This window comes from Pseudomonas graminis, from assembly GCF_900111735.1.
GTDB lineage: Bacteria > Pseudomonadota > Gammaproteobacteria > Pseudomonadales > Pseudomonadaceae > Aquipseudomonas > Aquipseudomonas graminis.
In genome coordinates this window covers 18,998-39,651 of sequence record NZ_FOHW01000029.1, presented here as the reverse complement: position 1 = coordinate 39,651, position 20,654 = coordinate 18,998, and the positions used below count along the sequence as shown (strand labels likewise).

The window sequence follows — 20,654 nt, the reverse complement described above, 5'->3', positions numbered from 1 at the left end:
ATAGTCTGTGTAAACCGGAAGTTGTGAGTGAGCGCGATGGAAAACTTCAGCAGCATTGAATGCTTCGTGCGCAGTGCCGAGGTCGGCAGCTTTGCCGAGGCTGCGCGCCGACTCAGCCTGACGCCTGCTGCCGTGGGCAAGAGCGTCGCCAAACTTGAAGCGAAGCTGGGCGTGAGGCTGTTTCAGCGCAGTACGCGCAAGTTGACGCTGACGGAGGCGGGCCAGCGTTTCCTCGGCGAGGTCAGTGCCAGCCTCAATACCATTCAGAACGCTGTCGCCAACCTGGCCAGCGCCGAAGGCAGTCCCGCCGGCACCTTGAAAGTCAGCGTCGGCACGGTGTTCGGCTGTCTTTATGTGGTGCCGCTGCTGGCCGAGTTTCTGCAGCGCTACCCGGCCATCACCCCCGACTGGCATTTCGATAACCGCCAGGTGGACTTGATCGGGCAGGGGTTCGACGCCGCGATTGGCGGCGGCTTCGACCTGCCCCAGGGCGTCGTTGCGAGCAAACTCGCGCCTGCCCACCGCGTGCTGGTGGCGTCGCCCCATTGGCTGCAAGACCACGAAGGGATCAGGCATCCGGACGACTTGCACCACTGCGACGGCATTCTGATCCGTTCGCCGCAAACAGGGCGGATCCGCTCCTGGCCGTTGAGCCATCGCAGTCATGAGCAAAGCCCGCTGCGCATGAAGGTGCGCATGACCCTGAGCGATTCCGAGGCTGCCTGCCGCGCGGCGAGTCAGGGCTTGGGCGTTGCGCTGGTGAGCATGCCGTTTGCCCTGCCGTACCTGCGCAGCGGTGCGCTGCAAAGGGTGCTGCCCGAGTGGTATGTCGAGGACGGCAACATTTCCATCTATTACAGTGGGCACAAACTACTGCCGGGCAAGACCCGCGCGTTCGTCGACTTCATCATCGAGCAGTTCGCCGAACACCAATGGGCGCGGCATTTCAGTGCCGTGTAATTATGCAAACATTAGTTGCTGACGCAGCCCCTGTAGGAGTGAGCTTGCTCGCGATTGCGGTCAGTGAGCGACAAATAATCTCCAGGTGCGCGCTTGCCCGCGAAGAGGTTCTTTCAGCCGACATTGATGTCGCTGAAAAAATGCAATCGCGAGCAAGCTCACTCCTACGGAAGGTGCGGTCCCATTGAATTCAGCGTCAAATAATCAGCAACGCGGGGTACGCCCCTCCAGTCATGAAAGGAAGAGCAGTGGACATCCATCACAAAGCGGCGCTGGTCCTCATCGACATGCAGCAGGGCATCAACCACCCCAAGCTGGGCCGGCGCAACAACCCTGACGCCGAGCAGCGGATGCTGGAACTGTTGAGCGCCTGGCGCGACAGCGGGCGCACGGTGATTCACGTGCGGCATTTCTCCCGCTCACCGGACTCGGTGTTCTGGCCGCAGCAGTCCGGCGTCGAATTTCAGCCGGCGTTTGTCCCGTGGGACGACGAAGGCGAGCTGCACAAACAGGTGCCTGATGCGTTCTGCCATTCGGCGCTGGAGGGTTGGCTGCGTGCGGACGGGATCAATCAGGTGGTGATCGTCGGCGTGGTGACCAACAACTCCGTGGAGTCGACCGCGCGCACTGGCGGCAATCTCGGCTTCGAGGTCATCGTGCCCCACGATGCCTGCTTCACCTTCGACGGCGCGGACTTCTTCGGACAGCCGCGCAGTGCCGAAGACATCCACGCCATGTCGCTGGCTAACCTGCACGGTGAGTACGCGCAGGTGGTGACGACCGAGGCTATTTTGCGGGCGATCAGTTAACCCGCATTGCCAGGCTCAACACGCGTCTCAGGCGTGCTGCACGCCCGCGCGCTTGAGCAGCTTCTTGCAGCGCTCCGACAGATGCACCACGCGCAGGTGTTTCCCCGCCTTGTGGTAGCGCTCGCGCAGGGTTTTCAACGCCGCGATCGCGGAATAGTCGACGAAGATCAGATGACGGCAGTCGAGCGTGACGTGTTGCGGATCGTTGAGGTGGTCGAACTGATCGAGGAACGGCGTGGTGGAAGCGAAGAACAGCGTGCCGTGCAGGTGGTACATCTTGCTGCCGTCCGCCTCCATATGGCTGTCGGCGTACAGCTCGCGAGCCTGTTGCCAGGCGAAGTTCAGCGCGGCGATGAGGATGCCGAACAGCACGGCGGTGGCCAGGTCGGTGAGGACGGTAACGATGGTCACGGCGATGATCGCAAAGACGTCGTTCAGCGGCACTTTGCGCAGCACCCGCAGGGAGGCCCAGGCGAAAGTCTGCTGGGCCACCACGAACATCACGCCGACCAGCGCTGCCAGCGGGATGCGCTCGATGAGGGGCGACAGGAACAGCACGAACATCAGAATCATCACCCCGGCGACGATGCCGGACAGACGACCTCGGCCCCCGGAGCTGAGGTTGATCACGGTCTGGCCGATCATCGCGCAGCCGCCCATGCCCCCGCAAAGGCCGGACGCCAGGTTGGCGACGCCGAGGGCGACACACTCGCGGTCGGGGTAGCCGCGGCTCTCGGTGATTTCATCGGTGAGGTTCAGGGTCAGCAGGGTTTCCAGCAGACCGACCAGCGCCATCAGAACCGCGTAGGGCGCAATGATTTGCAGGGTTTCCAGATTCCACGGCACGTCCGGCAGCGACAGGCCCGGCAGACCGCCGGCAATGTGCGCCATGTCGCCGAGAGTGCGCGTCGGCAGGTCGAACAGGTACACCAGCAGGCCGACACCGAGGATGGCGACCAGCGCCGGCGGCACCGAGCGAGTCAGACGCGGCAGCACATACACCACCGCCATGGTCAAGGCCACCAGGCCGATCATCAGATAGAGCGGCGTGCCGCTGAGCCAGCTTTCGCCGCTTTTGAAATGCTCCAGCTGCGCCATGGCAATGACGATCGCGAGGCCGTTGACGAACCCGAGCATGACCGGATACGGCACCATCCGCACCAGTTTGCCCAGGCGCAGCAATCCGAACGCGATCATCACCAATCCGCCCAGCAACACCGTTGCCAGCAGGTACTGCACGCCGTGTTGCACCACCAGCGCCACGATGACCACGGCCATCGAACCCGCCGCGCCGGAGACCATGCCGGGACGGCCGCCGAACAGCGCGGTCAGCGTGCAGATGATAAACGCCCCGTACAGGCCCATCAGCGGATTAAGGTGCGCGACCAGCGCGAAGGCGATGCACTCGGGCACCAGGGCGAAAGAGGTGGTGAGTCCGGCGAGGACATCGGCGCGAAGACGGGCAGGTTTCATAGCGGTCCTGAAGGGCGGCGTGCAAAAGGAGGGGATGTTACGGAATGTGAACGCAGACGGCCAGTCGGAGGAATGCCGCACCCTGCCGCGTTTCACTCATTCTGCAGGTGTCCTGTCACTGCCGATTGTGTAACGATGTTTGACTCAAACCGCTCGCCGATGCCTGTCACCAAGGCTCGGCACGTAATGAAGGACAGAACACGGATGCTCGCTGCGCTCAGACACTACCCGGCTTCAGTCAATCTCCTGCTTTCGTCGTCGCTTTTTCTGACGCTGGGCAGGGCGATCACTCTGCCGTACCTGGTGATTTACCTTTCTTCGAATTTCGTCTTGAGCATGAGCGACATCGGCATGGTCGTCGGCGGTGCGCTGATTGTCGGCTCGCTGCTGAGCCTGTATGGCGGCTACCTCACCGACAAGCTGTCCAGCTATCGGTTGATCCTGTGCTTCACCGGGTTCTTCGTCGCCGGCTTCATCGGCATGTGCGTGACCAGCAAGCTGTGGCTGTTCTTCCTGTTTCTGGTGTCGTTCAATTTCGCGTATTCGGTCATCGATATCGTGGTCAAGGCGGCCTTCGGCAAGCTGTTGCCGGTGGCCGATCAGAGCAAAGTGTTCTCGGTGCGCTACACGCTGATCAACATCGGCTATGCCGTCGGGCCGTTCATTGGCGCAGGGCTGGCGCACTGGAACATGAAGCTGCCGTTCGTAATGTCGGCCGTTTTGGGCCTGGGCTTCTTGCTGGTTTACGCGATGTACGGCGACCGCAAGCTGAGTTCGGCGGACCCGGCCAATGCGCCGATTTCCTTCATTGCCGTCGGACGCATCCTGCTCAAGGACTACCGACTGGTGTGTTTCACCGTCGGCGGCGTGCTCAGCGCTGTGGTGTTCGGACAATTCACCGCGTACCTGTCGCAATACCTGGTGACCACCAGCACGCCGGAATTTACTTATCAGGTGATCAGCTCGGTGGTCGCGGTGAACGCGGCGGTGGTCATCTGCTTGCAGTATCTGGTCGGCAAACGCATCAGCCATCAGTACCTGAATCAGTGGCTGACCGCCGGTTTCAGTCTGTTCCTGATGGGCGTGGTGGGCTTTGCCCTGTCGACCACGGTGCTGCACTGGTCGCTGGCGGTGGCGGTGTTCACCCTCGGCGAGATCATCGTGTTTCCCGCCGAGTACATGTTCATCGACCGCATCGCACCCACCCATTTGCGCGGCATGTATTACGGCGCGCAGAACCTCTCCAACCTCGGTGGCGCGCTGGGGCCGGTGCTGTGCGGCTTCGCACTGGCGACCCAGTCGGCGCATTTCATGTTTTACATGCTGGCGGCGTTCATCATTGCCGGCGGCTGTTTCTATCTGTTGGGCGCCTCGTATTCCAGGCGCCACGACCAAAATTCCAGTGTGCAGTGAAGCGTTTCGATGACCGTTCTTTCTCCACTTGAGGCCTGGCAGCAGGCCGTTGATGCCCAGGGTTTTCAGCCGGACGAAGCTCAGCGCAATGCCGCGCTGCACTTGCAGGCGTGCTGGCAGGCGCTGAACGACGGCAAGCTTAGCGGCGCGGTCAAAGGTGTTTATCTGTGGGGCCCGGTGGGGCGCGGCAAGACCTGGCTGATGGACCGCTTCTACGACAGCCTGCAGGTCCCGGCCCGGCGCCAGCATTTTCATCACTTCATGCGCTGGGTGCACCAGCGCCTGTTTCAGCTCACTGGCGTGGCCAAGCCGCTGCAAGTGCTGGCCCGGGAGCTGGCCCAGGACGTACGGGTGCTGTGCTTCGACGAGTTGTTCGTCAACGACATCGGCGATGCGGTGATCCTCGGCGGTCTGGTGCGGGCGATGTTCGACGAGGGCGTGGTGCTGGTGTGCACCTCCAATCAATTGCCCGAACAGTTGTACGCCACGGGTCATAACCGGGAGCGTTTCGTGCCCGCTATTACGGCGATCAACCACTTCATGGAAGTGGTCTCGGTTGACGGCGGCGAGGACCACCGGCTGCATCCCGGTCAGGCGCAGCAGCGTTACTGGGTGAAGGCGCAGACGCAGCCGAGCGCGCTGGTCGAGGTGTTCGAGGCGCTGAGCAGCGGCGAATCGGTGTCGACTCAGCCGGTGCCGTTAGGCCGTCGACATGTGCCGGTGGTGCGCAGCAGTCGAACAGTGATCTGGTGCCGTTATGCCGACCTGTGCGAACAGCCGCTGGCGGCGATGGATTTCATCGAGCTGTGCGATCGCTACACAGCGGTCCTGTTGAGTGAAGTGCCGGCGTTGAGCGCACCCCAGCGCGAGGGGCGCATTGCCCGTGGTACCGAGGACGGTGTGGAACAGGTCACGGCGGGGGACCGCGAGCTGCCGCAGCTGTCGCCTTACGACGATGGCGTGCGGCGCTTCATTGCGCTGGTGGACGAGTGTTACGACCGCAAGGTGCCGCTCTACATCGAAGCTGCGATGCCGATGGCCGAGCTGTACACCGAAGGCTATCTGGCGTTCGCGTATCGGCGCACGTTGAGCCGCTTGCAGGAGATGCAACTGGCGCGGTTCGGGCATTAACGCTGCGACCGGGCGAACTTCACTTCACACGCGGTTGCGTCGCCGCTGCGCCAGCACGTGTTTCGCGCCTTCTCCCACCAGTACCATGACCGCCAGCCAGATGGGCAGGTAGGTCATCCACTCATCGCGGCCGATGGATTCACCCAGCAGCAGCGCGACGCCCACCAGCAGCACCGGCTCGACGTAGCTCAGCAAGCCGAACACGCTGAACGCCAGCAGGCGGCTGGCGCGGATGTAGCTGACCAGCGCCGATGCACTGATCGCTCCCAACACCGGAATCAGCAGATAAAACCGTGGGAATTGTTCCACCACTGACGGGTTGCCCTGGCAGATGAACAGCACCGCAACGGGCAGGATCAGCAGCATGTCCCACCACAGACCGCCGAGGTTATCGGTCTTGAGCTTGCGCCGCAGCACGAAGTACAGCGGATACCCCAGGCAGACGAGCAGGGTTTCCCAGGAGAAACTGCCGAGACGCAGCAGTTCGTTGCCGACCCCGACCAGCGCGCAGCAAGCGGCGATTTTCTGCAGGTGCGACAGGTGCTCGCCGTACACCACACGCCCGGTGAGGATCATGGTCAGCGGCAACAGAAAATACCCCAGCGATACCTCCAGGCTGCGGCCGTGCAGCGGCGCCCACATGAACAGCCACAACTGCGCGCCCATCAACGTCGCCGACAGCGCCATTGCCGCCAGCAGGGCAGGCGTCTGACGCACCCGTACGGCGAGGGCGCGGGCGAGTTTCCAGTCTCCAGTGGAGAGCATGAACACCGTCACGCAGGGCAGGGTGAGCAGCATGCGCCAACCGAAGATTTCTTCACCGCTCAATGGCGTGAGCAATGAAGTGTAGTAGTACATGACCGCGAACAGGCAGGAGGCCATGACCGATAACGCAACACCCTTGTACACAGGGGCTCCTTGTTTTCGATGCATCAAAATTGGGGTGCAGGAATGCTTTTATCGGCGGGCTCTGACGGCACGCTTGATAGCCCTTGTTGAAGCGCTGGGCATCACAACCGCGCAGAGTTTATCCGAGGTCGTGCCGTCGGTCCGCAGCAATCTGGTAAACCGCAGGTGGGCTGGCAGTAAACGATGCACGTTTGCCAGAGAACAAGACCGCGCGCCGATCGAGCCGGCCTGCGCCGTCACCCAGACTTCTCTTCAACGCGCCACACTGGCGGCGTCGCTGGAGAGACTTCCCATGAGTCAATCAATCGCCGGTATCAAAATCCCCGACAGCGCGCTGGCCCGCGCCGCCACCGAGTACATCCGCGAGCAGGAAGATGACCTGCTGTTCAATCACTCGCGCCGTGTGTTTTTGTGGGGCGCGCTGACCGGGAAGCGCAAAGGGCTGACTTACGACGGCGAGCAGCTTTACGTCGGGGCGATGTTTCATGACTTGGGTCTGGTGGAGCAGCACCGCAGCGCGAACCTGGGTTTACGCGCAGTTCAGCGATGAGCAGCGTAAGGTCGTCACCCATGTTCACCCGCGCGGTGAGGGGTTCAAGGAATGCGTTCTGTGTGCGTTTGCCAATGGGTTCAGGCGTAAGCCGGATCAGCCTGCACCTAAGTCGCGTTTTGCGGCGTCTGTACTATCCCGTAGAAGATCAAAGGCGAAAGCAGAAGCTTCTCGGCTGAGCCGGGAAGCGTTTTAGCACCAATAGGACAGGTACACGTTTACCGAATACTTTGTATCGCTGGCTAACAGTTTTCAATTATTTCCGGCTCACCCGGTCCGCGCCACGCTATTTTTCGGTACGGTCCCGTCAACAGGTTGTTATCTCTTAGGAATTCAAATACGTCGGCAGGACACCAATCCGGGCCAGCGGAAAAGCACACTCCTTCATCTCGTAGTTTTTCAAAAACCTTTACTTTAGCGCTTTGATTTGGGGTAGTTAAAGACAGCGCTCTCTGTCCCTTATCCGGCGCGGGTGAGAAACCCAACGCTTTGAGTAGGTCAGTCACACTCTCATCTATGACTTTCACCACAACTTCTGCTAGCGCGCCTTCCGCAACGTAGGCCTTAGTAGTGTATTTAACAGAGTTCATTTCACAATCACCGTGCTAATAGTCTTAACATTTATAGAATCAATCGTCGGAATTGAATTGATAACCCTCTCGGGCCCGCCCCCTGGAAGGTGCTTACCTGCACCTACCCGAGGTGCCACTGAAACAACGCGCTCACTGAGTAGGACTGGCTTCAGCCGGGAAGCCCTTGATCTGCTTCTGATCTGTCTTTGATGTGCTTGCGATCTTCATACGCAAAAGGCTCGGACACCGCCAAACGCGACTTGGGTGCAGGCTGAACGCAGGTCTCGCGCAGTGGGTCGAGCGGCATGGATGCCGCGAGAGCGCCGCCAGGACATGGATGTCCGTTCGGCGCGGGCCCACGGAGCGGGACCGGAGTGAAGGAACCCCGAGGAACGAGGGGCCAAACCAGGAGCAGGCACCTTTGGTTACTTGGGGATGGTGCGACTTTCGACTTTTCCAAGTAACTCGCCGAAGGCGAAACCGAGGCCGTTAGGCCGACGCACTTGATCTGGCCTCCAAACCCTGAAAAACAAAAAGCCCGCTTGCCAATCACTCGGCAAACGGGCTTTTCATCGCATCGAAATCAGTTCAGACCCAATTTCCCGCGCATCTGCGACAGATCTTCCGCCAGCGTATTGACCGGACCTGCCAGCGCCTTGCGATCCTGCTCCTTCACCTTGTCGTACGTCTCATAGCCACCGTCCTTGGTCTTGTACTTCGCCAGGATCTTGTCCACCGTCGCGAAGTTCTTCTCCACCTTCGCCACGAACGCCTTGTCCGACTGCTCCAGCTGCGGCTTGAACAGATCAACGATCTTCTTCGAACCGTCGACGTTGCCCTGGAAATCATACAGATCGGTATGGCTGTAACGATCTTCCTCGCCCGACAGCTTCGTCGCCGCCACTTCCTCCATCAGCGCAGCAGCACCGCCCACGACCTTCTCAGGCGGGAAGGTGATGCCGGCGATACGCGACTGCAGCTCTTTCACGTCAGCCAACAGCTTGTCCGCGAACACACCCTGATCTTTCGTGGTGTTCTGCGAGAACAACGCATACTCCAGACGGTGGAAACCGGTGAAGTCTTCAGCTTTCACGCCGTTCTCGTGGTCGTCTTCGCGGGAGTCGATCGACGCGTCCAGGTCGCTGAACAGCTCGGCAATCGGCTCGATCGACTCATAGGACAGACGCGTGGTAGGGAACAGCTTCTTCGCGGTCGCCAGGTCGCCTTTCTTGATCGCGTCGGTGAACTTCTGGGTGTCGGCAGCCAGGGTGTCGACGTTTTCCGTCACGTAGATTTTGTAGTCCGAAACCGGCGTGACCAGGTCCAGCGGCGCGGTGGCAGCGAACGCGGACATCGATGTCTGCAATACGCCAAAGGTAAGCAACAACGCGAGAGGCGACTTTTTCATAGAGCTCTTCCTGTGAGGTAAGGGGTGTCAGGCAGTTTTTGTTGTGTGGGCAGAGGCGGCCAACAGCGACCGGCCAATGAAATCGTTGCTGTCGACCACGCCCGGCAGGGTGAAGAAATACCCGCCGCCGATGGGCTTGAGGTACTCCTCCAGCGGCTCGCCGTTGAGGCGTGTCTGCACGGTAATAAAGCCTTTCTCCAGATCCGCCTGGTAGCAGATGAACAGCAGCCCCATGTCCAGCTGACCGTTCTTGTTCACGCCGTTCGAGTAGTTGAACGGGCGACGCAGGATCAGGTTGCGCTGGGTTTCAGCCGTGCGCGGGTTGGCCAGGCGGATGTGTGAGTCCAGCTTGGTGATCTTGCCTGCCGGGTCATTGTGGTAATTCGGGACGTCGGCTTCGGTCTTGCCGTCCATTGGCGCGCCGGTGGTTTTGACCCGGCCGAAGATGGCTTCCTGTTCCTGCAGCGGGGTACGGTCCCAGCGCTCGACGAAGTTGCGGATGATGCGCACCGCCTGGTAGCTGCCGTTGGCGGCCCAGGCCGGTTCGTCGCTGCCTGGTTGCACCCAGACCAGCTCGTTCATGGTTTTCTGGTTGTTCGAATCCGGGTTGGCCGAGCCATCGCGGAAACCCAGGAAGTTGCGCGCGCTTTCCGGCGCCTGACCCGGTTTCAGCGGGGCTTGGGCGGGCACGGTGCCTTCCTGTTTCCAGCGCACCAGCAGCAGGTCCGGCAGGTTTTTCACGATGTCGCGCAGAGCGTGAATGTTGCTGTCCGGGGCGTTCGAGCAGAACTGAATGCTCAAGTCGCCGTGGCAGCAATCGGCTTCCAGCGCGTCGTTGGGGAAACCGACCATACGCTGCAAACGCTTGGGTTTGACGGATTCCAGGCCGAAGCGGTCATCGAACAGCGAGTCGCCCACCGACACGGTGATGGTCAGGTTGTCCGGCGTGACCACCGGGCCGAGGATGCCGGAATCCAGTGGTGGCAGTTTCGGGTCGACCTGAGGCACAGCGCCGCCGGTCATGAGGAACGTAATGCGCTCGTTCAAGGTGCGGAACATGCGCTCAAGGTCTTCGCGGTCCTGCGCCAGGACGTCGAAGGAGACCATCATCCCGGCCGCAGGGCGCGGATTGACGATGCCGTTTTGATGCAGACCGTGGAACGCGTTGTGGTCCTGGGTCTTTTCGCTCTTCGGTGCTTCGGTGACCTGCGCCGGCGCGGTGGCGGCGAAGGCGTTGCCGGTCAGGCTTGCACCGGCGACCGCTGCGCCTGCGGCACCAAGGCCCATCAGGACACGGCGACGGTCTGTGGAGATCGGCGCGTTTTTCGAATCGGAATCTTTCATGTGAATGCTGTCTTCGCTCTGGTTTCAAGGCCAGGCGGGCGCATGGGGCACCCGCCCGGGCACGCTCACAGGCCTGAGAGGCCGAGGGCCGGATCGATTCCATCGAGTGCATCGGCCAGTGCCTTGGCCTTGTCTGCTATTTGTTTTCGTTGTTCGGTGCTGACCTGGTCGTACGGCTTGAAGCCGTCGGCGGTCTTGAGCATCAGCAACTGGTCATCCAGCGCGGTGCTCGCGGTGTCGATCTTTTTCAGCACGTCGCCGGACGACTTGGCCAGCAGTGGACGCAGCAGCTCGATGACCTTGCGCGTGCCTTCCAGGTTGGCGGCAAAACCGTTCACGTCGAGGTGGCTGTAGCGTTCTTCTTCGCCGTTGTTGCGGACCTCGGCGATGCTGCGCATGTTGCGCACGACCATGCTCGCCAGTTGTTCGGGGGCGATGCTCTGGGCCAGCAGTTGCTGTTTCAGGCTGGCGATGTCGGTTTGCAGCTTTTGCACGACCGGCGTCAGCCCATCGACGGATTTCTGTGAGAACAGGCCGAATTCGATACGGTGGAAGCCGCCGAAGGCCGCATCCTGCTCGCGTTTTTCGTAGTAATCGGCGCGGGCGTTGATTGCGTTGTCCAGCTCGGACAGGCGCTGCGCCGCAGGGGCGATGCGCTGATAGGCAGCACGGGCCGGGGCGTAGGCCTTCTGCGCCTGGGCCAGGTCGCCACTGTCGATGGCCTGTTGCAAATCGTTCGTCGCGCGGATCAGCGCGCTGCTCTGGGTGCTCAGGTAGACGCGGTACTCGGACAGCGGGCCGATGAAGGCGACCATCGACGGACGCGCTTTGGCGGCGGCATCCGATTCTGCGGTCGGCGTCACGTGCAGGGTGCCGCGCGGGTTGCTCAGCAGGCCGCAGGTGATGGCGTAGTCGCCCGGCTGCAAGTTGGCGTTGATGATCTGGCTCAGGCCCGGAACGATGTTTTCCCGCTCTTCCACCACGAGGACGCCGTCGAGGATTTCCCACTCCACAGCGCGATCCGACGCGTTGACGATGCGGAAGGCGTTCTTGCCGGCCGGCACGGTGATCGCATTCGGCTCGCAGTTTTTCGCGTTGATGGTCACGACAGTTTCATTGCCGCTGTTGGCGATGCGCTTTTTCTGCGCGGCCTGGGAGGCGAAATAGAACATGGCGCCGGCGGCGATCATCAAAATCACCGAGCCTGCAACGGCGAACTGCAAGGCGCGAGATGGCTTGGCTTTCTTGGGAGGAAGGCCGTTGGCAGTGGAGTTCATGAGTGCCCTTATTTGTTCGTAACTGAATTCGTAACGGAAGAAGTGTGACCGTGTTCATGGGCCGGGCGGGTGGGCAGACTCACCACACGCGCCTGAGGCTTGAAGAACAGGAACAGCGCAAAGAACAGGTACGCCAGGTACGCCACCAGCACGCTGACGGTCGGCGCATCCTGATAACCGAACATGCCGGCCAGCACCGAACCGGTCGGGCCATCCATCGGCAGGGTCGCGCTGATGTCGAAAACCACGTCCTGGAAGTGGTTCCAGACCCCGGCTTCGTGAAGGGACCGCACGGAGTTGGACAGAATGCCCGCCGCCACGACGAGGATGAACAGGCCGGTGTAGCGGAAGAACTTGCCCAGGTTCAGGCGCATGCTGCCTTTGTAGATGGCGACGCCGATGCACACCGCAATGATCAGGCCGAACAGCGCACCCAGCGGGCCGGACACGCCTTCGCTCTGCTGGAACACGGCGAGCAGGAAGAACACGGTTTCGAGGCTTTCGCGGGCCACGGCGAAGAACACCATGCCGATCAGCGCGTAGGTCTGGTTTCTCGACCCGGCCAGCGCGGCGTCCAGGGACTGGTGCAAGTCATGTTTGACCGAGCGCGCAACTTTGCGCATCCACACGACCATCGAGCTGAGGATTACCACGGCAACCAGGCCGACGATGCCTTCAAACAGTTCCTGCTGCTTTTGCGGGAATTCAGCGCTGACCATCTCCAGACCACCACCGACGAACAGCGCCAGCGCGACGGCCAGGAACACGCCGATCCATACCGCGGGCATCCACTCGCCACGGCCGGTCTGTCTCAGGTAACTGGCAATGATGCCAACGATAAGCGCGGCTTCAATCCCTTCGCGCAGCATGATCAAAAAAGGAACGAGCATTTATCACCGGTGCAGATCTGGTAGGGTGTGCGACGTGAATGCGTCATGTAGCCATTCGCATTCAGCCATTGTGTAACATAATGATACTCATTATTGAATGGCTGTACTGGTTTTTTTGCAAAACCCTGCTTGTGCTGCAGGCGTTCAGCTGCCGTTCAGGCGCGGGTAATCGCGGGCTGTAAGAGCCGGATTGCTGCGGGACGCGATCGGACGAACGCGGTGTGTCTTCGCTATCCGTCTCCAAGACGGCCCATTCGCCAGCAAGCCGGCCCCTACGGTAGTTGCGGTGACAGGGCGTCCTTCATGGTTTCGACGAATCGCTGGGCTGCGGGGCTCAGGCTCACACCCGTCCGGGTAATCAGCCCGATCTCCCGACACACCCCGGGATGCTCGACCCGCACCTGCGTCAAATCGCCGCGGCCTTCGTCGGCGGATTCCGGCAGCAACGTCATCCCCAGGCCTTGCCGCACCAGCGCCATGACCGTCGACATGTAGTTCGCTTCCAGCCCCGGCGTCAGAACAAGCCCTTCTTCGGCAAATAACTGTTCCACCCGCTCGCGCACGCTGCTGTCGCGACCGGTGAGGATGATCGGCTGCCCGGCCAGCGCCTGCAGCGTGATCGAGCGTTCCCGTGCCAGCGGATGATCAACGGGAACGAACAGGCTGAGCCGGTCGACCAACACCACCTCGAACGTCAGCCCGTGGCCCCTGCGTGATCGCACGCCCAGCCCGAAATCCACTTCGCCCTCGCGCACCAGCGCATCGATCCGCTGCGCGACCACGTCACGCAGACGCACCTCAACGCCGGGAAATTGCTCGCGGAAGGCTTTCAGCATCGGCGGCAGCGTGCCGGAACACATTGAGGGCAGGGCAGCGATGGTCACCACGCCCCGGCGCAGCGCCGCGAGATCCCGCGAGCCGCTGACGATGTTGTCCAGGTCCAGCAGCAGTTTCTCCATGGGCCCGCGATTGTTCTGGCCGGCAGCGGTCAGGCTGACCTGGCGCGGGCTGCGCTCCAGCAAGGCAACGCCGAGCCATTCTTCCAGCTGCTGGATCTGCACGGTCAGCGCGGAGGGCGACAGGTTCAGATCAAGGGCCGCCTTGGCAAAGCTGCCTGTGCGGGCGACGGCAAGAAAGGCGCGGATGTGCTGGATCGAGTTCTTCATGGCTGAGTTTTCCGAAGAAGTTGCCGTACGCACGCCATTCGGATTTTCCGAACGCAGGACGCCGAACATTTCAATTTACAAAGCTTACCCCCGTTTCGATACTCGATGAAAACAACAACAGCTCATCCCGCCGCACGCCGGTCAGGGACGACAAAGGATCAAACCATGCTCGCCATCCTCGGTGTCATTACCATCCTCTGCCTGCTCGCTGCCGTCATGAGCAAGCGCCTCTCGCCTCTGGTCGCCCTGATTGCCTTGCCCATCATCGCCGCGCTGATCGGCGGATTCGGCCTGCAAACCAGCGGCTTCATCATCACCGGAATCAAGAACGTCGCCCCGGTGGTCGGCATGTTCGTCTTCGCCATCCTGTTCTTTGGGGTGATGACCGACGCGGGCATGCTCGACCCGATTATCGACCGCATCCTTCGCACCGTGGGCACGCGTCCTACGCGGATTGTCGTCGGTACCGCGCTGCTGGCGTTGCTGGTGCACCTCGACGGCTCCGGCGCGGTGACCTTTCTGGTGACGATCCCTGCGATGCTGCCGCTGTACACGCGGCTGGGCATTGATCGGCGGATCCTGGCCTGCGTCGCGGCGATGGCGGCGGGGGTGAATTTCCTGCCGTGGACCGGGCCGGTGCTGCGCTCGTCTGCGGCGCTGCACGTGCCGGTGTCCGAGCTGTTTCAGCCGCTGATTCCGGTGCAGATCGTCGGCCTGGCATTTGTCTTCTTCTGTGCCTGGATGCTCGGTCGGCGTGAAGAAAAGCGTCTTGGGCTGGGCCGCTTTCAGACCACGGCCGAGCACATCGATGTGGTGCCGCAGCGGGTGCTGACCGAACAGGAAGCGGTGCTGCGCCGGCCGCGGCTGTTCTGGCTCAACCTGCTGCTGACCATCGCCGTCATGGGAATAATGATCTCCGGCTGGGTCGATCCGGTGGTGATGTTCATGGTCGGCACGGTGCTGGCGCTGTGCATCAACTACCCCAACGTCGACGCCCAGCGCGCGCGCATTGATGCCCACGCCAAGACCGCCCTGACCATGGCCAGCATTCTTCTGGCGGCCGGGGTGTTCACCGGCATCATGCAGGGCACCGGCATGCTCAAGGCCATGGCCGAAGTGGCGGTGGCGCAGATCCCGGCCGGTCACGGCAAATTGATTCCGATGGTGGTGGGCTTCGTGTCGATGCCGCTGAGCCTGCTGTTCGATCCCGATTCCTTTTATTTCGGCGTGATGCCGGTGATTGCTGAAGTCGGCCGCTCCCTGGGCGTCGACCCGCTGCAAGTGGCCCAGGCTTCGCTGCTGGGCGTGCACACCACCGGCTTTCCAGTCAGCCCGCTGACGCCGGCGACCTTCCTGCTGGTCGGGCTGTGCAAGGTCGAGCTGGCCGACCACCAGCGCTTCACCATTCCGTTTCTGTTTGCCGCATCGGTGCTGATGACCCTGACCGCACTGCTGCTGGGAGTGTTTTAAATGAAGACCTTACGTATCGGCTCTGGCGCCGGTTACTCCGGTGACCGTATCGAGCCTGCAGTGGAACTGGCCGAGAAGGGCGACCTCGATTATCTGGTTTTCGAATGCCTGGCCGAACGCACCATTGCCTTGGCGCAACAGGCGCGGCTTAGCGATCCCGAAGCCGGTTTTGACCCGCTGCTGAGTGAGCGCATGCGTCGCGTGCTGCCATTTGTAGGCCGAGGGCGCGAGGTCGGGCAGCGCCGGCTGCGGCTGATCAGCAACATGGGCGCTGCCAATCCCTTGGCGGCGGCGCGGGAAGTCCGGCGCATCGCGGTCGAACTGGGCCTGCATGGGCTGAAGGTCGCCGCGGTAACAGGGGATGACGTGCTGGCTATTCTCAAGGCAAGTCCTGAGCAGATGCTGGATAACGGCGCGACGATTGCTTCGTTGGGTGATCGCTTGATCTCGGCCAATGCGTACCTGGGCGCCGAGGGAATTGTCGAGGCGCTGGAGGCCGATGCCGATGTGGTGATCACCGGTCGGGTTGCCGATCCTTCGTTGTTTCTCGCGCCACAGCTCTTTGAGTTCGGCTGGGCAGCAGACGACTGGACGCGGCTGGGACGCGGCACCTTGATCGGCCACTTGCTGGAGTGTGCCGGGCAGATTACCGGCGGCTACTTCGCGGATCCGGGTGTGAAAGAGGTGCCGAATCTGGCGCGCCTCGGGTTTCCCCTGGCTGAAGTCGACGCCGAGGGCAGGGCGGTGATCAGCAAGGTCGACGGCTCCGGCGGGCGCATCAATACGGCGACCTGCACCGAGCAGATGATTTATGAAGTGCATGACCCGGCGGCGTACCTGACCCCGGACGTGACGGCGGATTTTTCCGGCGTGTCGTTTCATCCAGTTGCCACTGACGAAGTACGGGCTGAAGGCGCCGATGGCCGTTCTCGACCCGGGACGCTCAAGGTGTCGGTGGGTTATCTCGACGGCTGGATCGGCGAGGGGCAGATTTCCTATGGCGGCCCCGGCGCGCTGGCCCGGGCGCAATTGGCGCGGAACGTGGTGCTGGAGCGTTTGCAGCTGACCGGCGTGGCCTTCGATGACGTCCGTGCCGAGCTGATCGGCGTGGACGCGTTGCACGGTGGGGCGCTGGGTTCGCGGGCAGCGGCCGAGCCGTGGGAAGTGCGCCTGCGGGTTGCCGCGCGCTGTTCAGACAAGGCCGAGGCCGTGCGCATTGGCAATGAAGTCGAAACGCTGTACACCAACGGACCTTATGGCGGCGGCGGCGCAACCAAGGGCGTGCGGCAGGTGGTGGCGGTGGCGTCGCTGCTGATGCCGCGGGATGCCATCAAGGCGCAGGTTCATCTGGAGGACGCATCGTGAGCACCGTGAAATTACGCGAACTGGCCCATTCCCGGACCGGCGACAAGGGCGACACCTCGAATATTTCGGTCATCGCTTTCAAGTCGGAAGACTATCCGCGTTTGGTGCATGCGCTGACGGCCGAGCGGGTGGCTGAGCATTTCGCCGAGCTGCTCGGGGACGATGCCTTGCGGGTGCTTCGGTATGAACTGCCGAAGGTGGGTGCGCTTAATTTTGTGCTGCCGGGCATTCTGAAGGGCGGCGTCACACGATCACTCGCCCTCGATGCCCATGGCAAAGCGCTGGGGGCGGCGTTGCTGGATATCGACGTGTGAGACTGCAAGTCTTGTGGCGCAGCGCCTGACGCCCTCCCGGCTGAAGCCGGTCCCACAGGGTGCGCGGCGTGTCAGCCATACCGGGTGTCTCCAAGCCGGGCCTACGAAGTGCACGCGGTCCTTAGTGGGACCGGCTTTAGCCGGGAAGAGGCCAGTGACCACGGCGCATTTGCCTGATTGCCCCACAATCAACGAATGGCGCTCGACGCAATAATCTCGGTTGGATGAAGTCAAACTGTAGAAGCGCGCTTGCCCGCGAACGCGTTGTGTCAGGCGATCGATTCATCACAGGCATTACGCGTTCGCGGGCAAGCGCGCTCCTACAGTGGAGTGTGGCAACGCACACAATCGTCGGCGCATAAAAATCCGTAGGAGCCGGCTTGCTGGCGAATGCGGTGGGCCAGGTTGGCATCAGTCGGCTGACACAGCGGGTTCGCCAGCAAGCCGGCTCCTGCAGGGTTTTGCGTTTCGACGCGGACTTTTGTCACTTCTGATTCAGCAAAAACACCACATACCCGCGAAACCACGGGCTGTCCTGCAAATACCGGGGCGCTTGCCATTCCCCGCCTTGCACCAAGCCTATTTTGAACGGCAGGCCCAGCCGGCTGATGCGTGGCAGGTACGCGGCGTAGTCGGGGATGCTGTGGCGGCCCTGGTACGTCTGCACTACCACTTCATCGACCACGCCTTTCAACTCGCCGATCGCCCGGGAATCCGCATTGCTGCTCCAGTCCATCAACCCAGTGATGCTTAGCTTCAGCTCAGGTGGCAGACGCTGGCGCAGGTCCTTGAGAAACACCACGTACTCCTGCAGATAACGGGTGCGCGCATCGAAATCGATCTGCACGCCGGCCACCGCTGTGCCCGTGTCCCGCCAGCGTTGCACTTGGCCCAGTAGCTGTTTGTAAATCGATTCGGGCCAGCGCAGGGTGTGGGCGCGGTAGACGATCCACACCTCCCGCTGTGGCAGACGCGTCACGCTCATCCCCTGGGCAATCAGCGCCAGCGTTTGCCGGTCACGACGGGTTGCGCTGATCTGGCCTTGCAGCACGTACAGAGTCTGCGCCTGATCGAGTACCGGCTGCGTCGCCACGCCGCTCCACAACCAGAAGGCATCGTGCTCGCGGGCGTCTACCGCCGCCCACGTCATACCGCTGCTCAACCCCGCCATCAACAAACCGATCAATCCGCCGGCGATCATCCGCCAGCGAAACCGCGTGCTCATCACCAGTAATACTGCAGCGATTTGCCCCAGCTGGTGGCGCCGTAGCTGGTTTTGAGCTGCTTGAACCAGCCTTTGCGTACGGCCGGAGCCACGTCCTTGCCGCCGCAACTGTTGTAGCCAGAGGGCGCGTAGCAATTGATCGCCCGGAACAGCGCGTAGGCCTTGTCGTCCCGCGCTGCCTTGCTGTCGGCGATAACGGTCTGATAGCCGTTCAGCCGCGAGAACACGGCGCCTTTGAAGCCGGGTTCGCTGCTGCCCAGATCACCCGCGTCGGGCTTCTGATCCAGCGGCATCCCGTCCAGGCCGTTGCGCAGGATGAACTCACCCAGACAGTTCAGGCCTTTGGCGTCTTTGGCATTGACCTGCAATGCGGCGGCGATCTCGCCGATGCTCGGGCAGGCGTAACCCGACTCAGCCTTGGCGCCGTTCCAGCGGAACAACTGCAGCGTCTGGCCGGCGTCGTAGACATAACCCAAGCTGGTGCCGAGTTTAGTGTCGGCAGGCGCGTCCGGGAGGGCTTTCACGTCATCGGCGAACGCGGCGTACTGGTTGTGCAGCAGCTCCTTGTAGAGCAGGACGAATTGCGCGGCGGACTTTTCGGTGTCGCTGATGCCCTGACCGATCTGCTGGCGCAGCAGCGGCGCGTCGGCCACCTTGCCCAGCAGGATAAGACGCACCTGAGCGGACGTGATCGGCGAATCGCTGGCGAACACCTTCGTCAGTTGCCCGCTGCGCTCGTAGTTCATCGCCAGCGCCAGTTCCAGCTGCTCGCGCTGCAAGGGTTGCTGCGCCAGCGGCAGCAGTTTCAGCCACAGAGCCTGGGCGGCAGGCAGGTCCTTGCCGGCTTCCAGGGCGAGGCCGCGCAGGGTCTGTTGGCTGAAAGCGAGGTAATCCAGTTTTTCGGGGACGTCGTTCGGCAGGCGTTTCAGCGCTTCGGCCGGATTTTTGTCGACGTAGAACGCGAAAGCGGCCTGCAAGTAATCGAACATCGCCGGTTGCGCCGCAAACAGGGCTTTTTGCCCGTCGAGCTGCTCGCGGGTCAACCGGTTCGGCAGGTCCGGGCGCATGATCATCAGGTCATGGGTCGCGGTCATCAAAGGCGATGGCGTGGCGCCGGTCAGGGCGGTCAGCAGTTTGTTGTCGGCTTCCTGAATCAACGCTTCCGGCGGAGCGGATGCGCGGGCGTCGCCAGCTTCCGTCAGTTGCCAGGCGTAATCGGCGGCCAGTTTGTCGGTGTCTCCCGCCAGCCAGTGGACCCGGCGCAGAAGTCCGGTGGCGGAGCGGCTGTAGCGGCCGTCGGGGTAAGCGCTGAGGTATCGCTCGATGGCTTGCCCGACGCCGGCATAGGCGGTGCGATCGTGGTCTTCCTTCAGGCTGCCGTATTCGTCGAACGCATCCTGCTGCGCGGCGTTGAGCCGGGTGCGGGCGACCATGTAAAGCGCCGTTTCCTTGAGCCACGGTTGTGTGCTTTCGGCGAGGGTGTTGAATCCGGTCTCCGCATCGCTGAAGCGCCCGCTGTAGAAGTCCGATGCGGCGCGAAGGTAGGCAACGAAGGCCTTGGCTTCAGACGACTGAACATCGGTCGGCAACAGGCTGGCCTGTTTGTCCGCCTCCCAGGTGCACGCGTCCAGCAGTTGCAGGCGGGCGCGGGCCAGGGATTGGCGCTCGGTGGCGGACAGCCCTGCGGTGTCGAGCAATTGGCCGATGAAATCAGCGGCGCTCTCGTCGCGGTTACTGCGGCAGCGGCTGCCTTCGCCCTGCAGGAAGGCCTGGCCTGCGGTGTCGTTGCTGTCGCGGCTGAGGCCGAGCTTGCCCAGCAGGTCGGCCATGGCAGCGGCGCCCGATTCTTCGCTTTCGTCGCCCTCGATCTCTTCGTTGGCCAACCTGAATGCCGCAAACGGCACCGGGCCATAGCCCTCGGCCAGCTCCTGCTCGGTCAGCGCGTTGGGCTGGAGCGTCAGCGCCTTCTGATCGGCGAGGAGCAGGCGCAGGTTGACCCGGCTGTCATTGCCGGGCGTAAGGAAGGGCAGGTTGTTGCAGACGTCCAGCGAATCGCGCAACAGCGACCAGTTGGGGTAGCAGGAGTCATCACTGCTGGCCTGGGCCTGGCCGCCCATCGTCGCGCCAATGATCAAAGCAAGAGGAGTCAGGGAGCGGATACGCATGAACAATCCTTGATTTCGCTACGTAAGAAGAGGGTGAGCACGGGGAATGATACAGGGTGTTTCGCCTGATCCACTGAGGGCCACTGGCGCCTGTATAAAAAATTATTTTCAGATTCATGTGAGGTAAACCCCGTCGGCATCCGTGTAGTGAGAATCAGATGCGTTTCGTAACGGGCGCATCGCTTCTCGACGCCTCAGGTTCTTGCTTCCATG

17 protein-coding genes and 1 pseudogene are annotated in these 20,654 nt (G+C 62.0%); 8 read left to right on the top strand and 10 right to left on the bottom strand.

The window, feature by feature from the left end; translation table 11 throughout:
* Positions 1 to 36 precede the first annotated feature (36 nt).
* Both BMY98_RS19545 and BMY98_RS19540 read left to right on the top strand, forming a co-directional pair.
* Positions 37 to 960 (top strand): LysR family transcriptional regulator, encoded by a 924-nt coding sequence (locus tag BMY98_RS19545; RefSeq protein WP_074891935.1) that lies wholly within the window; start codon positions 37 to 39, stop codon positions 958 to 960.
* Positions 961 to 1,208: 248 nt separating this feature from the next.
* Positions 1,209 to 1,769, top strand: a complete 561-nt coding sequence (locus tag BMY98_RS19540) for a cysteine hydrolase family protein (protein ID WP_074891873.1) — start codon at positions 1,209 to 1,211, stop codon at positions 1,767 to 1,769.
* A gap of 27 nt (positions 1,770 to 1,796) precedes the next feature.
* Here BMY98_RS19540 and BMY98_RS19535 read toward each other — a convergent pair whose 3' ends face one another.
* Positions 1,797 to 3,242, bottom strand: coding sequence for a SulP family inorganic anion transporter (locus BMY98_RS19535; RefSeq protein WP_074891871.1), 1,446 nt, complete (start codon positions 3,240 to 3,242; stop codon positions 1,797 to 1,799).
* 204 nt (positions 3,243 to 3,446) lie between these two features.
* On the opposite strand from BMY98_RS19535, the gene BMY98_RS19530 reads away from it, so the two are divergent.
* Positions 3,447 to 4,655 carry an MFS transporter gene (locus BMY98_RS19530; protein ID WP_074891869.1) on the top strand — a complete coding sequence of 403 codons (1,209 nt, stop codon included), beginning with the start codon at positions 3,447 to 3,449 and terminating at the stop codon, positions 4,653 to 4,655.
* A 9-nt stretch (positions 4,656 to 4,664) separates the two neighbouring features.
* Positions 4,665 to 5,786, top strand: a complete 1,122-nt coding sequence (gene zapE / locus BMY98_RS19525; RefSeq protein WP_074891867.1) for a cell division protein ZapE — start codon at positions 4,665 to 4,667, stop codon at positions 5,784 to 5,786.
* 24 nt (positions 5,787 to 5,810) lie between these two features.
* On the opposite strand, the gene rarD is transcribed toward zapE, so the two are convergent.
* Positions 5,811 to 6,695 (bottom strand): EamA family transporter RarD, encoded by an 885-nt coding sequence (gene rarD, locus BMY98_RS19520; RefSeq protein ID WP_074891865.1) that lies wholly within the window; start codon positions 6,693 to 6,695, stop codon positions 5,811 to 5,813.
* 292 nt (positions 6,696 to 6,987) lie between these two features.
* Between rarD and BMY98_RS19515 the strand changes: the two are divergent.
* A pseudogene (locus BMY98_RS19515) lies at positions 6,988 to 7,339 on the top strand (phosphohydrolase); the annotation flags it as partial.
* Between the two features lie 148 nt (positions 7,340 to 7,487).
* Here BMY98_RS19515 and BMY98_RS26960 read toward each other — a convergent pair.
* The 6 genes from BMY98_RS26960 to BMY98_RS19490 form a co-directional block, all read right to left on the bottom strand.
* A complete protein-coding gene (locus tag BMY98_RS26960) occupies positions 7,488 to 7,835 on the bottom strand; it encodes a hypothetical protein (RefSeq protein ID WP_074891863.1) in 348 nt (115 codons plus the stop codon).
* 565 nt (positions 7,836 to 8,400) lie between these two features.
* Positions 8,401 to 9,225: an iron uptake system protein EfeO gene (gene efeO / locus BMY98_RS19510; RefSeq protein WP_074891861.1), complete on the bottom strand. Its 825-nt coding sequence runs from the start codon at positions 9,223 to 9,225 to the stop codon at positions 8,401 to 8,403.
* Between the two features lie 27 nt (positions 9,226 to 9,252).
* Positions 9,253 to 10,569 (bottom strand): iron uptake transporter deferrochelatase/peroxidase subunit, encoded by a 1,317-nt coding sequence (gene efeB / locus BMY98_RS19505; protein WP_074891859.1) that lies wholly within the window; start codon positions 10,567 to 10,569, stop codon positions 9,253 to 9,255.
* A 65-nt stretch (positions 10,570 to 10,634) separates the two neighbouring features.
* The gene (gene efeO, locus BMY98_RS19500) at positions 10,635 to 11,846 is read right to left on the bottom strand and encodes an iron uptake system protein EfeO (RefSeq protein WP_074891857.1); all 1,212 of its coding nucleotides are present in this window, start codon (positions 11,844 to 11,846) and stop codon (positions 10,635 to 10,637) included.
* A gap of 8 nt (positions 11,847 to 11,854) precedes the next feature.
* Positions 11,855 to 12,736: an iron uptake transporter permease EfeU gene (gene efeU / locus BMY98_RS19495; protein WP_074891855.1), complete on the bottom strand. Its 882-nt coding sequence runs from the start codon at positions 12,734 to 12,736 to the stop codon at positions 11,855 to 11,857.
* Between the two features lie 272 nt (positions 12,737 to 13,008).
* Positions 13,009 to 13,902 carry a LysR family transcriptional regulator gene (locus tag BMY98_RS19490; protein WP_074891933.1) on the bottom strand — a complete coding sequence of 298 codons (894 nt, stop codon included), beginning with the start codon at positions 13,900 to 13,902 and terminating at the stop codon, positions 13,009 to 13,011.
* A 36-nt stretch (positions 13,903 to 13,938) separates the two neighbouring features.
* On the opposite strand from BMY98_RS19490, the gene BMY98_RS19485 reads away from it, so the two are divergent.
* Genes BMY98_RS19485 through BMY98_RS19475 form a run of 3 tightly spaced genes read left to right on the top strand, consistent with a single transcriptional unit; the run spans position 13,939 to position 17,051 of the window.
* Positions 13,939 to 15,372, top strand: coding sequence for a CitMHS family transporter (locus BMY98_RS19485; protein WP_342742123.1), 1,434 nt, complete (start codon positions 13,939 to 13,941; stop codon positions 15,370 to 15,372).
* Entirely contained in the window at positions 15,373 to 16,737 is a 1,365-nt protein-coding gene (locus BMY98_RS19480) for an acyclic terpene utilization AtuA family protein (protein WP_074891851.1), read from the top strand.
* Positions 16,734 to 17,051, top strand: a complete 318-nt coding sequence (locus tag BMY98_RS19475) for an AtuA-related protein (RefSeq protein WP_074891849.1) — start codon at positions 16,734 to 16,736, stop codon at positions 17,049 to 17,051. Before BMY98_RS19480 ends, BMY98_RS19475 begins: the two co-directional genes overlap by 4 nt.
* Before the next feature lie 484 nt (positions 17,052 to 17,535).
* Here BMY98_RS19475 and BMY98_RS19470 read toward each other — a convergent pair whose 3' ends face one another.
* Together BMY98_RS19470 and BMY98_RS19465 are read right to left on the bottom strand one after the other, a co-directional pair.
* Complete coding sequence (locus tag BMY98_RS19470; protein WP_074891931.1) at positions 17,536 to 18,252, bottom strand: DUF3142 domain-containing protein; 717 nt, start codon at positions 18,250 to 18,252, stop codon at positions 17,536 to 17,538.
* A 23-nt stretch (positions 18,253 to 18,275) separates the two neighbouring features.
* A complete protein-coding gene (locus BMY98_RS19465; protein ID WP_074891847.1) occupies positions 18,276 to 20,441 on the bottom strand; it encodes a PA5441 family protein in 2,166 nt (721 codons plus the stop codon).
* Between the last annotated feature and the right edge of the window lie 213 nt (positions 20,442 to 20,654).